This window comes from Streptomyces pristinaespiralis (assembly GCF_001278075.1).
GTDB classification, from domain to species: Bacteria; Actinomycetota; Actinomycetes; order Streptomycetales; family Streptomycetaceae; genus Streptomyces; species Streptomyces pristinaespiralis.
The window spans coordinates 3,373,083-3,387,779 of sequence record NZ_CP011340.1 but is presented as its reverse complement, the minus strand read 5'-3'; the positions used below and the strand labels follow the sequence as shown (position 1 = coordinate 3,387,779).

The window sequence follows — 14,697 nt, the reverse complement described above, 5'->3', positions numbered from 1 at the left end:
CGCCGGAAATCCCCTGAACGGACGCTCCCCATGTTCCTCGCCGCTGACGCACCCCCACCACCCACACCGCACACGGGCGGACTGCTCACCCTCATCGACGGCACCGCCGGTCTGCTGACCGTCGCCGCGCTCGGCATCGCGCTGCTGCTCGTCCTGATCATCAAGGTCCGGCTGCAGCCGTTCGTCGCGCTGCTCGCCGTCTCCATATCCGTCGGCCTCGCCGCGGGCCTGTCGGTCACCGAACTCTTCGGCACGGTGCAGAGGTCCGCCGCCGTCTCGGTCATCGAGTCCGGCATGGGCGGCATCCTCGGCCACGTCGCCATCATCATCGGCCTGGGCACGATGCTCGGCGCGATCCTCGAAGTCAGCGGCGGGGCCGAGGTGTTGTCGTCCCGCCTGCTGAATCTCTTCGGCGAGAAGCGGGCTCCGCTCGCCATGGGCCTCACCGGCCTGATCTTCGGCATCCCGGTCTTCTTCGACGTCGGCATCTTCGTCCTCGCGCCGATCGTCTACGCGGCCGCCAAGCGCTCCGGCAAGTCGATCATCCTCTACGCCATGCCGCTGCTGGCCGGCCTGTCGATGACCCACGCCTTCCTCCCGCCGCACCCCGGCCCCGTCGCCGCCGCCGGCCTGTTCGACGTCTCCCTCGGCTGGGTCATCCTGATGGGCGTCGTCGTCGGCATCCCCGCCGTCATCGCCGCCTGGGTGTACGCCGCCTGGATCGGCAAGCGGCTGTTCGTCGAGGTCCCGCAGGACATGCTGGAGGCCGCGGAGGACGCCAAGGCCGCCGTCGCCGCCGAGCAGGCGGCAGGGGGCCGGCAGCCGCAGGAGTCGCCGGTCGCGCTCGGGACCGTCCTCGCCATCATCGGTACGCCGCTGGTGCTGATCCTCGCCGCGACGTTCTCCTCCATCGCGCTCGAGGAGTCCACGCTCCGCTCGGTCGTCGAGTTCTTCGGCAACCCGTTCGTCGCCCTGACGATCGCGCTCTTCCTGGCGTACTGGCTGCTCGGCATCCGGCGCGGCTGGTCGCGCAAGTCGCTCGAGTCGGTGTCCACCCAGTCCCTCAAGCCCGTCGGCAACATCCTGCTCGTCGTCGGCGCGGGCGGTGTGTTCGGCGCGGTCCTGAAGGCGAGCGGTGTCGCGCAGGCCCTGTCCGACACCTTCAACGACGTCGGTCTCCCGATCATCGTGCTCGCCTACCTGATCTCCCTGGTGCTGCGCGTGGCGCAGGGTTCGGCGACGGTCGCGATCGTCACCACGGCCGGCATCGTGCTGCCCCTCGTGGAGAACGGCGGCCACTCGCAGGCGTTCCTGGCGCTCGTCATCATGGCGATCTCCGCCGGCTCGATCTTCGCCTCCCACGTCAACGACGGCGGGTTCTGGATCGTCGCCAAGTACTTCGGCATCTCGGAGCGGGACACGCTCAAGTCGTGGACGGTCCTCGAGTCGGTGCTGTCGGTCGCGGGCTTCGCGGTCGCCGCGGCGCTGAGTCTGGTCGTCTAGGGCGCACCCTCACGGGTCGGCGGGGCCGGAACCGGCCGGACGCGCGGGTCACCGCGGGTCCACCGGCTCCGGTCCCGCCCGTGTGCGGGCGGGTCAGGCGATCCCCCCGATCGCGACAGCAGAAGTGTGCGTCACCGCGTTGGAAGCCTCGACCGACCGGGCCTGAACCGCGGCCTGTTCAGGTGCGCGGGCGGCTGCCGGGCCGGTGTCTGGGAGACGGCTTCGCGGTCGCCGCGGCGCCGGGGCTAGAGTCGGCGCGTGCTGACATACGAACAGGTGCGTGACTGGGTCCGCGGCAGGTACGGCCCCCGGCATGCCGAACGGCGGATCACCGACCTCGGGTACGCCTACTCGGTCAGCACCCAGCCGGACGCTTACCTGGACGGGGACACGTCCGCGATGACGTTCGGCAACGGGCCGGACCTCGTCGTGAAGCGGACCGGCGCCGTCTGGCAGTTCGGGTCCGGCCCTTCGATGATGCCGCTGTACGACGTCCGTTCGGAGGACGAGCTGCGCCGGGCGATGGCCGCCCTGCTTCCCGGGTGCGACCCGGACCGGCCGCACGAGTCGGTCCCGCTGACGCAGGCGCAGCCGGGGTTCGGGCCGGCGTACCCGCCGTATCCCGCGCACCCTGCGAGCCCGCCGGCGTACCCGGTGAACCCGTCCGCGCCGCCTGCCCATCCAATGAATCCGGCCGCGGGCCCGGCGGTCCCGCCCGCGTATCCGGTGAACCCGGCCGCTCCGGCGGCGTATCCCATGAGCCCGCCGGCGCCCCAGGGCCCCGAGTTCGTCGCCGCCGACGCGGACAACGCGGTTCTTGTCGACGCCGTCGGGATCTCCTTCGACCAGCGGGACGTCGTCACCGACTTCGCCTGGCAGGACGTCCAAGCCGTCCACCACACCGTTCGCGGCCTGTGCCTGCTGGTCGGAGTGACCCATCGGAACGGCGTGTTCCATGAGTGCCGGGTCGGCGCCGGCCGTCAGAAGAAGCTCCGGGAGTGGACGCAGCAGCTGGCCCTGACGCTCGGCCACTACCGCGGCGGCGCCCCCGGCATGTGACGCCCCGGCGGGCGGCCCCTGGTCAGCCGAGGCAGAGGACGAGCAGGCACACCTTGGTCGGGGAGGTCGTCGCCGTGTCCGTCGGGCCGGTCTGCGGCTCGTCGGCCCCGGAGTCCGAGGTGCCGGGCGAGGTGGGGGACGGCCGGACGGCGGGGTCCGTGGTCGCCGGCGCGGTGGTCGGCGAGTCGGAGGCCTCCGTCGGCCGGGCCTGCGGCGCCTCCGGGACGGCCGGCACGGTGCGCGCCGGCACCGCCCGGTCGGGCGCCGTGGTGGGAGCCGAGGAGGCCGGCGCGGTCCGCTGCCCGGAGGCGGCGGTGCCGGACGTCCGGGGTTCGGCACGCGTCGTGGCGCGTTCGGCCGGCTGCGTCGGGTACGCGACGGACCGGCTCTTCCTCGCCTCGTCCGGGACCATCGGGTCCGGTGCGGCGGCCGCGCTCGCGCCGCCCTTGCCGGAGTCGGTCGGCAGCGCGGCGATCGTCAGCGCGCCGCCGACGATCGCGAGTGCCGTGCCCGCGGCGGCCCTGCGCTTGTTCTTCTTCCAGCGGGCCAGCTGCCGCCGCCGGGCGGCACGGCCCTGTCCCGTGGACGTGGTGGCGGCCGCCGCGCCGTCCGCGCCGGTGGTGGAGGCGGCTTCGGGCCGGGCGGGGAACTCCTCCGCCCCGTACGGCTCCCATGTCGCGGCGGCCGTCGCCGCCGGGACCTCCGCGCGGTGCGCGGGCGGGGCTATGTCGGGGGCGTACGCGCCGCAGCCGGGGCACACCAGGGCGCCGTTGAGGTGCCGACGGCATGAGGAGCAGTAGTCCATGTGCTTCTTCCTGTGCTGACTACGCCGCCAAGGACATCGGCGACCTGTTCACGTGAGCGTGCTTGGGCCGGTCGGCGAGCAACGCTAACGGCGGCTCCCGGAGGCGGTGCGCAGCATGTGTGACTCTTTTGGAAAGATTGCCTTTCCCCGGGCCGCGGGGATTGCGCCCACCGCTCGGATTCGTGCCCGGACGCGCCGGTGCCGCGCGGGAGGGGTCCCGCGCGGCACCGGTCACGAACGGTCGGCGGTCAGGCGCAGTACTGCTGCTCCTTGCCGATGGAGCGGTACATGCAGTCCGAGTTCTCCAGCAGTTGGAGCACGGCGTCGCGGTTGCGGCTCGTCTCGCGCTCGATCACCTCGTCGGGCGGGTAGAAGCCGCCGCCGCCGAAGCCGGTCGGGTACATCTCGAAGGTGTAGCCGAAGATCTTCTGGTTGCCCCACAGCCAGTCGTCGATCGACCCGTCGGTGATGTAGAGGTCGCTCGACTGCTCCGCGGTGTAGCCGTTGCTCGCGGCCATCTTCCTTCCGACCGCGGCGAAGGCGTCGCGGTCGTCCTGGGTCATGCCGGGGGCGGTGTCGGCGTTGGTCCAGCCGAACGGCCAGAGGACCAGCTCGCTGTAGGTGTGGAAGTCGATGCCCGTCGCGATCTGCTGCTTGCCGCCGACCACGCGGCTGCGGACGAAGTCGGCGACGACCTTCACCTCGGGAGCGGACTCGGCTGCCCTGCCGCGGTAGGTCTCCGAGCTGGTCGAGCCCGAGGAGCCGCCGCAGCAGCCCCACTTGTAGTTCCAGTTGCGGTTCATGTCCGTGCCGACGTACGAAGAGCCGGAGTTGGGCTGCCGGTTCTTGCGCCAGCTGCGGTAGGAGCCGGAGGCGATGTCGTACTCGCCGCCGTCCGGGTTGAGGTCCGGGACGATCCAGATCTCGCGGCTGTTCACGGCACTTGTGATCCGTGAGTCGCTGCCGTAGTCCTCGCCGAACTCGCGCAGCAGGTAGAGCGCCATCTCGACGGTGAGGTGCTCACGGGCGTGCTGGTGGTGGGTGAAGAGGACCTCGGGCTCGTTCTCGTCCGTGGCCACGTTGTCGCTGATCTTGACGGCGACGATGTCCCGGCCCTGGTAGCTCTTGCCGATGACCCGCTTGCTCATGATGTTCGGATGCTGCGCCACACGCTGGTTGATCTCGGCCGTCATCTCCGCGTAGTTGTGGTAGCGGGAGTCGGCCGACGGGAAGTCGAACGGCTGCACGTCCGCAGCCGTGCGGTGCTGCGGCGGCGCGGGCAGCGCCTTGAGGGTGTGTCCGAGGGCGCGCAGCCGCCGTGCCTCGGCGGAGGTGGCGCTGACGACGACCGTGTGGTCGTCCACCTCGTCGATCGACACGCCGGTGCGGGCGATGGCGGTGCGGTCGGCGACGGTGTCGGGCCCGTGGATCTGGTACTGCCTGATCTGCTCGTCCTCGGCGGCGGCGGGTGCCGGCCGGTCCGGTGACGGTGCGGCGCCGGCGCTGATGGGCGCGGCCACCGCGAGCGCGAGGGCGGCCGCGAGGGTGGCGGCCTTCCTCCGGTTCGCACGTATGCGAAGTCGCATGCTGTCTCCTGGGTGGGGAGTTGTGGGGGGTGGTGCTCAGGTGCGACGTGCGGGTCTGTGCCGGTGTTCGAGCACATCGTGTCGGGGTGACATGCTCGGGTCAAGGAGAGCTTCGGCCGATCCTGGGCCGCCGCCGGATCGGCACAGCCCCTTGCGCGATCACCCGCGCGGCGCTTTGGTGACAGCGATCACCTGGGACGAGTGGAAGGCGGCTGTGCCATGGCAGGCACCACCGAGCAGGACGCGGACGGGACGCTCTCCGCGCCGCGCAAGTCGAGCTGGAAGTACATCGGGCCCGGGATCGTCGTCGCGGCGACCGGTGTCGGGGCAGGAGACCTGGTCGCGACGCTCATCGCGGGCAGCAAGTTCGGATACACACTGATGTGGGCGGCCGTCATCGGCTGCGTCGTCAAGATCTCGCTGGCCGAGGCGTGCGGACGCTGGCACCTGGCGACCGGGCGCACCCTCTTCGAGGGATGGCGGTCGCTGGGGAAGTGGACCACCGTCTACTTCGCCATCTACGTGGTCGTCTGGGGATTCGTCTACGGGGCCACCGCGATGTCCTCCAGCGCGCTGCCCATCGTCGCCCTGTTCCCGGACGGCCCGAGCCTCAAGGTGTGGGCGGTCCTCACGGGCCTGATCGGGCTGGTCTTCGTCTGGTTCAACCGGTACGCCGTCTTCGAGAAGGTCATGACGGTGCTCATCGGCATCATGTTCGTGGTGGTCGTGTACGTCGCGATCCGCGTCACGCCCGACGTCGGCGCCGCGTTCGCCGGGCTGGTCCCGGTCCTGCCCGACGGGTCGCTGCTCTACACCCTCGGTCTGATCGGCGGTGTCGGCGGCACGATCACCATGGCCGCGTACGGCTACTGGGTCAACGCCAAGGGCTGGACCAACACCGGCTGGATGAAGGTCATGCGGCTGGACAACCGCGTCGCCTACATCACCACCGGCGTCTTCGTCGTCGCGATGCTCATCGTCGGCGCCGAGCTGCTGCACGCCTCGCACCTCGCCCTCACCAAGGGGGACAGGGGGCTGATCGACCTCGGCACGATCCTGGAGGACAAGTACGGCGCGGTGACCGCCAAGCTGTTCCTGGTCGGCTTCTTCGCCACCTCGTTCTCGTCCCTGATCGGCGTCTGGCACGGAGTCAGTCTGATGTTCGCCGACTTCGTCGAACGGCTCCAGCGCGACCGCAAGGGTGTTCCCACCGACGAGGGCACCGTGGAGGAGGTGGCGGCCGGCCGGAAGGAGCGCTCGCTGCCGTTCAGGGCGTACCTGCTCTGGCTGACGTTCCCGCCGATCTCGCTGCTCTTCCTGGACCAGCCGTTCGGCCTGGTGGTCGCCTACGGTGTGCTCGGCGCGTTCTTCATGCCGTTCCTGGCGCTCACCCTGATCTGGCTGCTCAACTCCTCGCGCACCCCGGCCGAGTGGCGCAACGGCATCCTCAGCAACGTGATGCTGGCCGCCGCGGGCCTGCTCTTCGTCGTGCTGTGCGTCCAGCAGGTGCGCGAACTGCCCTGGTGAGTGCGGATGCGACGAGGGCCCGTGCCGCCGGGGGAGCGGCGGCACGGGCCCTCGTCGTCCATGGGGTGTTACGGCAGGTTGTGGACGTGCGGTCCGACCGCGTTGGACCAGGCGTTGCCCGCCGTCGCGTCCCAGTTGGTGGACCAGGTCATCGCGCCCCGCAGGCCCGGGTAGGTCTTCGAGGGCTTGAACGAGCCGCAGTTCGTACCGCGGGTGAGGCAGTCGAGCGCGTTCTTCACGATCGACGGGTCGACGTAGCCGCTGCCCGCGCCCCGGGTGGAGGCCGGGACGCCGAGGCCGACCTGGGAGGCGTCGAGGCCGCCCTCGAGCTGGATGCAGGCGAGCGCGGTCAGGAAGTCGACCGACCCCTGCGAGTACACCTTGCCGTCGCAGCCGAGCATCGAGCCGCTGTTGTAGTACTGCATGTTGACGACGGTGAGGATGTCCTTCACCGCGAGCGCCGTCTTGAAGTACTCCGTGCCCGTGTTCTGCATGTCGATGGTCTGCGGCGCCATCGTCAGCACCAGCGAGGAGCCCGCCTTCTGCGACAGCTGGCGCAGCGCCTTCGTCAGGTACGTCGAGTTGATGCCGTGCTCCAGGTCGATGTCGACCCCGCTGAAGCCGTACTCCTGCATCAGCGCGTAGGCGCTGTTCGCGAAGGCCGTGGCGGACGCGTCACTGTTGACGGTGACGTTGCCCTTCTCGCCGCCGACCGAGATGATCACGGACTTGCCAGCGGCCTTCTTCGCGGCGATGTCTGCCTTGAAGTCGGCGACCGAGGCGTATCCGACGGCCGGGTCGAGGTTGAAGACGATCTGGCCCGGCGTGGCCGTGGAGTCGGCGAACGACACCGCGATGATGTCGTACTGCGACTGCACGTCGCGCAGCTTCTGCACGGTGGCGCCGTTGTTGAAGTTCTGCCAGTAACCCGTCAGGGCGTGCTTCGGCACGGCCGGGTTGCCCGGGTTGCCGCCGGTGGGGCCGGTCCGGCCGGTGACCGCGGCCGACTTGGCCGACTCGCCGGCCGTGTTCGTGGCCGTGACCTGGAACTGGTACGAGGTGTCCGCGGAGAGACCGGTCACCGTCGCCGACGTGCCGGAGACGGACTGGACCCTCGTGCCGTCACGGTAGACGTTGTAGCCGGTCGCGCCGGAGACCGCGCCCCAGCTGAGGGCCACGGAGGACGACGTCACCGCGCCGACGGTCGGGGCAGCGGGCGCCGCCGGGACCACCGGGTCCGGGTCGGTGCCGCCGCCGCCGTCGGGGCCGAAGACGTTCACGTCGTCGGCGTAGTAGGCGGCCTGGCCGTACCAGCCGTGGGTGTAGACGGTCACGGACGTGGTGTTGGCGCCCGTGGTGAAGGAGGTGGTGAGCTTCGTCCAGCTGCTGCCGCCCGGCGTCCAGGTGGACACGTCCGTCGTCCCGGTGCCGCTCGCCCCCAGGTACACGTAGCTGCCCTGCACCCACGCGCTCAGCGAGTACGTCGAGTTGGGCCTGACCGCGACGCTCTGCGAGCACTTGGCGTTGTCCTGGCCGGCGGGCGTGGCCTTCAGGGCGGAGGCGCCGCTGTGCACCGGTGAGGAGACGGCCGCGCCGCTGCCGCCGGAGCAGGTCCAGTTGGTGAGGCCGGACTCGAAGCCGGCGTTCTTGGCGACGTTGACGTCGGCGGCCTGCGCGGTCCCGGCGGTGCCCATGAGCGTCAGCCCGGTGCCGACCGCGAGCGCCAGGGAAGCGCCCAGGGCCCTCCTTGCGGATCGCGCCGGGCGGTTCCAGGAGGAACCCGGCCATCTCCGTGAGCGTGTGGTGCGGTCCACTTGCGGCCTCCGGTGGGGGAGTTGGGGGGTGGGGATGGGGCGTGCGGACGGTGGCCACCGTTGGGCGTAAAAACTGGTCCAGACCAATCGGGTTGTCAAGACCTCTGGCAGTGATTGGTCCCCGGAACGGTGTTCACTGCCCGGGCGGTGGTGGTTAGAGTGCTCATGCAGAAACACGGAGTAGCGAGCACCAGCAGCAGGAGCACGGAGCAGTAGGGATCTGCGGCCGCCGGACACCCCGGTGTCCGGAGCTGAACGGGGAACGAGCGTGCCGACCGCAATAGCAGTCACCAGCGCCGACCTGGTGCTACCGCCCACCGACCAACAGACGCCCACCGCCGCCCTGCTCCACCCGCCCGACGAGGCCCCCCTCGACGCCGCGCTCGTCGACATGAGCGTCCTGCTCGAGCAGCACGGCTACGTCGTCGGCCTCTACCCCGCCTCCCTCCCCGCAGCCCACCAGCGCCGGCTGCACACGGTCCGCGCCATGCTGGAGAGCGACCGGATCGCCCTGCTGCGGCTCGACCTGCCGCCGCTCGGCGTCGCCGTGCTCGCCCGGCAGCTGCGGCAGCTGTCGATCTGCGACTTCGGCGCCGGAGTCATCGCCTCCGCCGCCCGGCTGCTCTCCCACTACATCTACGCCGGCGCCCTCCTCGCCTCCGTCGCCCGGCTCGACCGGATCCCGGTGAGCCTCAAGTCCCACGCCAAGTCGTGGATGCCGGGCACCCAGTTCGGGGTGCTGGCCGGCCCCCGGCCCCAGATGGTCAAGGTCGGCGGGGGCGGCGCACTGGCGGGGCCCGACTTCGCCACGCAGCTGATCACCGCCAGGGGGCAGCTCCAGTCGGAGTGGGTGACCGGTACCCTCGCCCCGGCCTGGCGCGTCCAGCAGCTCCACGAGGTCCCGCTGCCGCAGGACTCCGCCCGCTGGTGGGGGACGGGACGGCTGATCGAGTTCGCCGCGTTCATCCCCGACATCTCGGTCCTCTACCAACTGGTCTCTTCCGTACGGCGAGAGGTGTGCACATGGTGCGGCATCCAACTCATCGGTGACCGCTGCGGCTTCTGCTCCGCCCCGCTCACGGCCGCCTCGAGCCGCACGGGGGCGACCAGGGCGCTGACCGCGGGGCCATGACCGGCAGCGCCCGGCTCCCCGCCGCGACCACCGCCACGGCCGCCGTGCCCGCTGCCCGCCAGGAGCGCCCCACGGCCGCGGCGCAGGCCGCCACCGACGCCGTCCCCGCCGCGCGGTCCACCGACCCGGAAGCTCGCGCCGCCTCCGCCGCACCCGCCGTACCCGCCCCATTCGTCCCACGTCATCGAACGAGGTCGTCCCACCCATGAATTCACGGCAGCGCCGCGGCGTTCTCCTGATTCTGCTCTCTGTCGTCTGCGGCATCGCCGCGTTCGCCGGCGTGCTCACCGTGATCGCCGACGTGAACTCGAAGGTCGGCCCCGAGACCACCGCCTATCGCGTCAAGAGCGACATAGCCCCCTACACACCGCTCGAGGCCGGGCAGTTCGAGAAGGTCTCGATACCCGAACGCTGGCTGTCGCGGAGCGCGGTGACCGACCTCGGCGTACTGCGGGGCAAGATCGCCGTGACGGAGCTGCGCAGCGGGTCCCTGCTCCAGAGCGACATGATCGTGCAGAAGCCGGAGCTGGAGAGCGGCCAGCAGGAGATCGCCATCATGATCGACGCGGCGACCGGCGTGGCCGGAAAGATCCGGCCGGGCAACCTGGTCAACATCTTCGCCACCTTCGCCGCGCAGAACGACTCCGGCACCGACCAGTCCCGGCTCATCGTCGCGAACGCCAAGGTCATCGACGTGGGAGAGCTCACGGCCCTCGACCGCAGGAGCGGTGACCGCAGCACCGCCCCCCGGGAGGCGGTGCCCATCACCTTCGCGCTGAACACGGCGGACGCCCAGCGCGTCGCCTACGCCGAGTCCTTCGCGGAACACGTGCGCCTGGCCCTGCTGCCCGACGGGAGCCCCACCACCCTGCGGCCCGGCGACGGCAGCTACGACCTCTCAGAAGACAAGAACAAGTGAGGGCCGGATGACGACGCGAATCCTCCCCGCCGTCGGCGACCCCGACGCCGCCCGGGCCATCGTCAGCCTCCTGGGCCGGCTCCCCGACGCGGAACCGGCGCCACCGGTCGGCGACTCCACCTCGCTCACCGACATGCTGGCCCGGCTCGCCGCCGAGTCGCTCGACGAACTCCCGGAAGTCGTCCTGGTCCACGAGCGCATCGGGCCGCTGCCCGCCCTCGAACTGATCCGGGACGTCGCCCTGCGCTTCCCCGCCGTGGGCGTCGTGCTCGTCACCGCCGACACCAGTCCCGGCCTGTACTCGGCGGCCATGGACTCCGGCGCCCGCGGCCTCGTCGCCCTGCCTCTCGTGTACGAGGAACTGGCGCAGCGCGTCCAGGCGGCGGCCGGCTGGGCCGCGGGCGTACGCCGGCACCTCGGCCACGGCCCCGAGGCGGCGTTCGGCGGGCCGGGCGGCACCGTCGTCACCGTGAGCGGCGCCAAGGGCGGGGTCGGCACGACCGTCACGGCGATCCAGCTCGCCCTGGCGTCGGCGGCCTCCGGTCACTCCGTCGCCCTGGTCGACCTCGACCTCCAGGGCGGTGACGTCGCCTCCTACCTGGACGTCCAGTTCCGTCGTTCCATCGTGGACCTCGCCGCCATCCGCGACATCGGCGCGCGGGTCCTCCAGGACGCCGTCTTCAACCACGAGACGGGAGTGGCCCTGCTCCTCGCGCCGGCGGAGGGCGAACGGGCGGAGGACGTCACCGACCGGCTCGTCCGGCAGACCCTGGGCGCCCTGCGGCAGCGCTACGAGACCGTCGTCGTCGACTGCGGCACGCAGGTCAACACCGCCAACGCCGCCGCCATCGAGTCGGCCGACACCACCCTGCTGCTGACCACGCCGGACGTGGTGACCGTACGGGCCACCAAGCGGATGGTGCGGCTCTGGGACCGGCTCCAGATCCGCAAGGCGGAGGAGACGATCACCGTCGTCAACCGCCACACACGCGCCACGGAGATCCAGCCGCCGCTCGTCTCGAAGATCACCGCCACCAGAGTGGCACGCACGGCGATCCCGGCGAACTTCAAGGAGCTCCAGGGCGCCGTCGACGCGGGCCGTATGCAGGACCTGGAGGCCAAGTCCTCCGTCAAGCAGGCCATGTGGGCGCTCGCGGGCGAACTGGGGCTGGTGAAGGACGTGCAGGGGGACGCGAAGCAGGGCCGGTTCGGGGCCGGACGCCGGCACGGGCGCGCGAAATGACGGCGCCGCCCGCCGCGCGCCTACGGGACGACCGGGGACAGTCGGTGATCGAGTTCACCGGCATGGTGCCCATCATCCTGGTGACGCTGGCCGTCCTGTGGCAGTCGGCGCTCGTCGGCTACACGTTCGTGCTCGCGGGCAACGCGGCGGACAAGGGGGTGGCCGCGGGGACGCGGGCCGGGAACGGCGGCGCGGCGGCCTGCGCGGCGGCCGCGGAGGAGGACCTGACCGGCGGCTGGTCGGCGACCGTCGACTGCGGGCCGGACGGCGACCTGTACACGGCCGAGGTCGCGCTCGAGGTGCCGCTGCTGTTCCCCGGCGTCAACCTCCCGATCACGGTCGAGGGCCGGGCGGGCGCCGCGACCGAGTGGAGGTCCGGGCCATGAGGCGGCACGACCTCCGGGACGACCGTGGCCAGAGCGCCGTCGAATACGGCGGCTGGCTGTTCCTGCTGCTCTTCGTGATGACGATCGCGGTACAGGTGGGCCTCGCCGTGTTCGCGGCCCAGCAGGCCGGTACCGCCGCCCGCGCCGCGGCACGGGTGGCGGCGCAGGACGAGGCGACGACCAGCCCCCAGGCCGCGGGGGCACAGGCACTCAGCTCCTGGCTCGCCGCCGAGATCGTCACCCGCCGGGACGGCGACGCGGTCACCGCCGACGTCGAGGTCACCATCCCCGGCGTGGTCCCCGGCATCAGCTTCGGCACCGTCACCAAGTCCGCCACCATGCCCCTCGACAGGGAGTCGACACGATGAGCCTGCGCGCACGCATCCAGCGCATCGACGGCCCCGAGCCGGCGAACGGCCAGAGCGAGGAGAGCCGGCTCGTCGGCGTCTACCGGGCCAAGCTTCTCGAGGAGATCGACCTCGCCGAGATGTCCACCCTCGCCGCCGCCGAACGCCGCGTCCGCCTGGAGCGCGTACTCGGCCACATCATCAGCCGCGAGGGTCCCGTCCTGTCCACCGGCGAGCGCTCCCACCTCGTCCGGCGGGTCGTCGACGAGGCGCTCGGTCTCGGCATCCTCGAACCGCTCCTGGAGGACGCGTCCATCAGCGAGATCATGGTGAACGGCCCCGAGCAGGTCTTCGTCGAACGTGACGGCCGGCTGGAGCAGTTGCCGCTGCGGTTCTCCTCCACCGAGCAGCTGATGCAGACCATCGAGCGCATCGTCTCCACCGTCAACCGCCGTGTCGACGAGGCGAACCCCATGGTCGACGCCCGGCTCCCCAGCGGCGAGCGCGTCAACGTCATCATCCCGCCGCTCTCCCTGACCGGCCCGGTCCTGACCATCCGCCGCTTCCCGCGCGCCTTCACCCTCCAGGAGATGATCGGCCTCGGATCCCTCGACGAGCACATCCTGATGCTGCTCGCGGGCCTGGTGCGCGCCAAGTTCAACGTGATCGTCTCCGGCGCGACCGGCACCGGCAAGACCACGCTCCTCAACGCCCTGTCCGGCCTCATCCCGGACGGCGAACGCATCGTCACCATCGAGGACTCCGCCGAGCTCCGGCTCCAGCAGACCCATGTGATCACCCTGGAGTCCCGCCCCGCCAACGTCGAGGGCAAGGGCCGCATCACCATCCGCGACCTCGTGCGCAACTCCCTGCGCATGCGCCCCGACCGCATCATCGTCGGCGAGGTGCGCGGCGGGGAGACCCTCGACATGCTCCAGGCCATGTCGACCGGCCACGACGGCTCGCTCGCCACCGTCCACGCCAACAGCGCGGAGGACGCGCTGATGCGGCTCCAGACGCTGAGCTCCATGTCCGAGGTCGAGCTCCCGTTCGTGGCCATCCACGACCAGATCAACAGCGCCGTCGACGTCATCGTCCAGCTCACCCGGCACGCGGACGGGGCACGCCGCATCACCGAGATCGCCGTCGTCGACTCGTACGGCCGCGAGGACTACCGCTTCGTGACCGTCTGCCGCTTCGAGGCGGAGCCGCCGGCCGGCGACGGGCGGGTCCACGGCAGGTTCCGCTACTTTCCGCTGCCCCGGCGGGTCGCGGAACGCCTCTACATGGCCGGCGAGGCGATCCCGCCGGCCTTCGGCGTCGGCGAGTCGCAGCTGGAGCTCGCCACCCGGGTGCCACCGGGCCTGAGCCCCGTCCCCGACCCCCGCACCGGCCACTCACCCGAAGGGCACCGCCCGCGATGAACCTGCCCCTGGTGACCCTCGGCGTCACGCTGCTCGGCTGCGTCCTCGCCGTCCTCGGCGTGCGCTCCTGGTCGGCGGGACAGGCGCAGCGCCAGGCCCTGGTCGACCGCATGTCGCAGTCCGGCCCGCTCGCGCTCGAGAGCGGCCGCAGGCGCCGCTTCGCGGGAGTGGACCGCAGGCTGCGCGGCACCCGGCTCGGCCGGCGCATCGAGCGGAGCATCTCCGCGACCGGCCTGGAACTGACCGCCGGGGAGTACGCCGTCTACGTCGTGGCCGCCCTGCTGGCGCTCTACTTCGTCGTCGGATCGGTCTTCGCGCCGTTCTTCGGACTGCTCGCCGTCCTGATCGGCGTGTGGGGCGCGAACGGCTTCCTCAACTGGCAGCGGGCCAAACGCACCGAGGCGTTCATCAGCCAGCTGCCCGAACTCACCCGCGTCCTCGCCAACGCCACCCAGGCCGGGCTCGCCCTGCGTACCGCGATCGGCATGGCCGTGGAGGAACTCGACGACCCGGCCCGCGAGGAACTGCGCCGCGTCGCCGACCAGCTGGCCCTCGGCCGGTCCCTCGACGACGCGCTCGGCGACCTCGTCGAACGCCTCCCGTCACGCGAACTCACCGTCCTCGTGTCCACCCTGATCCTCTCCAACCGGGCAGGCGGCACCATCGTCACCTCCCTGCGCAACCTCACCGAGACCCTGGAGGAACGCAAGGAGACCCGGCGGGAGGTCACCACCCTCCTCTCCCAGGTCAAGGTGACGGCGGTGGCCGTCCCGGTGCTCGGCCTCGGCTTCCTGCTCGTCATCAACGGCATGCGGGACGGGGCACTGGAGGACATGACCGGCGCACTCGGCGGACGCGTCGCCGTACTGATCGCGACCGGCCTGTACGCACTCGGCTTCATCCTCATCAACCGACTCACCCGCGTCCGCATCTGAGACCTGACCGAAGGGAG

Annotated in this window: 13 protein-coding genes; 10 read left to right on the top strand and 3 right to left on the bottom strand. The window is 71.3% G+C overall.

The features are described from left to right. Window positions 1-30: 30 nt before the first annotated feature. Together SPRI_RS14060 and SPRI_RS14055 are read left to right on the top strand one after the other, a co-directional pair. Window positions 31-1,503: a GntP family permease gene (locus SPRI_RS14060; protein ID WP_005312695.1), complete on the top strand. Its 1,473-nt coding sequence runs from the start codon at window positions 31-33 to the stop codon at window positions 1,501-1,503. Window positions 1,504-1,761: 258 nt separating this feature from the next. Then, on the top strand, window positions 1,762-2,562 hold the full coding sequence (locus tag SPRI_RS14055) for a hypothetical protein (protein WP_053556976.1): 801 nt from the start codon (window positions 1,762-1,764) through the stop codon (window positions 2,560-2,562). Window positions 2,563-2,584: 22 nt separating this feature from the next. Here SPRI_RS14055 and SPRI_RS14050 read toward each other — a convergent pair whose 3' ends face one another. Then, window positions 2,585-3,367, bottom strand: a complete 783-nt coding sequence (locus SPRI_RS14050; protein WP_053556975.1) for an SCO2400 family protein — start codon at window positions 3,365-3,367, stop codon at window positions 2,585-2,587. Between the two features lie 248 nt (window positions 3,368-3,615). After that, window positions 3,616-4,953, bottom strand: a complete 1,338-nt coding sequence (locus SPRI_RS14045; protein ID WP_005312692.1) for a M14 family metallopeptidase — start codon at window positions 4,951-4,953, stop codon at window positions 3,616-3,618. 219 nt (window positions 4,954-5,172) lie between these two features. On the opposite strand from SPRI_RS14045, the gene SPRI_RS14040 reads away from it, so the two are divergent. After that, complete coding sequence (locus tag SPRI_RS14040) at window positions 5,173-6,480, top strand: Nramp family divalent metal transporter (protein WP_037776351.1); 1,308 nt, start codon at window positions 5,173-5,175, stop codon at window positions 6,478-6,480. A gap of 68 nt (window positions 6,481-6,548) precedes the next feature. On the opposite strand, the gene SPRI_RS14035 is transcribed toward SPRI_RS14040, so the two are convergent. Beyond that, window positions 6,549-8,294, bottom strand: a complete 1,746-nt coding sequence (locus SPRI_RS14035) for a chitinase (protein WP_005312686.1) — start codon at window positions 8,292-8,294, stop codon at window positions 6,549-6,551. A 268-nt stretch (window positions 8,295-8,562) separates the two neighbouring features. On the opposite strand from SPRI_RS14035, the gene SPRI_RS14030 reads away from it, so the two are divergent. From SPRI_RS14030 to SPRI_RS14000, 7 genes are all read left to right on the top strand, one after another. Beyond that, the gene (locus SPRI_RS14030; RefSeq protein ID WP_037773861.1) at window positions 8,563-9,426 is read left to right on the top strand and encodes a hypothetical protein; all 864 of its coding nucleotides are present in this window, start codon (window positions 8,563-8,565) and stop codon (window positions 9,424-9,426) included. 205 nt (window positions 9,427-9,631) lie between these two features. Beyond that, a complete protein-coding gene (gene cpaB / locus SPRI_RS14025; RefSeq protein WP_005312678.1) occupies window positions 9,632-10,345 on the top strand; it encodes a Flp pilus assembly protein CpaB in 714 nt (237 codons plus the stop codon). A gap of 7 nt (window positions 10,346-10,352) precedes the next feature. Further along, a complete protein-coding gene (locus SPRI_RS14020) occupies window positions 10,353-11,588 on the top strand; it encodes an AAA family ATPase (RefSeq protein WP_037773859.1) in 1,236 nt (411 codons plus the stop codon). Continuing rightward, window positions 11,585-11,974 carry a hypothetical protein gene (locus SPRI_RS14015; protein ID WP_037773858.1) on the top strand — a complete coding sequence of 130 codons (390 nt, stop codon included), beginning with the start codon at window positions 11,585-11,587 and terminating at the stop codon, window positions 11,972-11,974. Before SPRI_RS14020 ends, SPRI_RS14015 begins: the two co-directional genes overlap by 4 nt. Continuing rightward, entirely contained in the window at window positions 11,971-12,342 is a 372-nt protein-coding gene (locus tag SPRI_RS14010; protein WP_005312675.1) for a TadE/TadG family type IV pilus assembly protein, read from the top strand. Before SPRI_RS14015 ends, SPRI_RS14010 begins: the two co-directional genes overlap by 4 nt. Beyond that, window positions 12,339-13,745, top strand: a complete 1,407-nt coding sequence (locus SPRI_RS14005; RefSeq protein ID WP_005312672.1) for a CpaF family protein — start codon at window positions 12,339-12,341, stop codon at window positions 13,743-13,745. The genes SPRI_RS14010 and SPRI_RS14005 overlap by 4 nt, the downstream gene beginning before the upstream one ends. Then, the gene (locus SPRI_RS14000) at window positions 13,742-14,680 is read left to right on the top strand and encodes a type II secretion system F family protein (protein WP_005312669.1); all 939 of its coding nucleotides are present in this window, start codon (window positions 13,742-13,744) and stop codon (window positions 14,678-14,680) included. The genes SPRI_RS14005 and SPRI_RS14000 overlap by 4 nt, the downstream gene beginning before the upstream one ends. Window positions 14,681-14,697 lie beyond the last annotated feature (17 nt).

Coding starts and splice junctions, on each gene's coding strand:
- SPRI_RS14045 (WP_005312692.1), bottom strand. CDS start 4,953: ATGCGACTTCGCATACGTGCGAACCGGAGGAAGGCCGCCACCCTCGCG.
- cpaB (WP_005312678.1), top strand. CDS start 9,632: ATGAATTCACGGCAGCGCCGCGGCGTTCTCCTGATTCTGCTCTCTGTC.
- SPRI_RS14015 (WP_037773858.1), top strand. CDS start 11,585: ATGACGGCGCCGCCCGCCGCGCGCCTACGGGACGACCGGGGACAGTCG.
- SPRI_RS14000 (WP_005312669.1), top strand. CDS start 13,742: ATGAACCTGCCCCTGGTGACCCTCGGCGTCACGCTGCTCGGCTGCGTC.
- SPRI_RS14010 (WP_005312675.1), top strand. CDS start 11,971: ATGAGGCGGCACGACCTCCGGGACGACCGTGGCCAGAGCGCCGTCGAA.
- SPRI_RS14020 (WP_037773859.1), top strand. CDS start 10,353: ATGACGACGCGAATCCTCCCCGCCGTCGGCGACCCCGACGCCGCCCGG.
- SPRI_RS14005 (WP_005312672.1), top strand. CDS start 12,339: ATGAGCCTGCGCGCACGCATCCAGCGCATCGACGGCCCCGAGCCGGCG.
- SPRI_RS14050 (WP_053556975.1), bottom strand. CDS start 3,367: ATGGACTACTGCTCCTCATGCCGTCGGCACCTCAACGGCGCCCTGGTG.
- SPRI_RS14040 (WP_037776351.1), top strand. CDS start 5,173: ATGGCAGGCACCACCGAGCAGGACGCGGACGGGACGCTCTCCGCGCCG.
- SPRI_RS14060 (WP_005312695.1), top strand. CDS start 31: ATGTTCCTCGCCGCTGACGCACCCCCACCACCCACACCGCACACGGGC.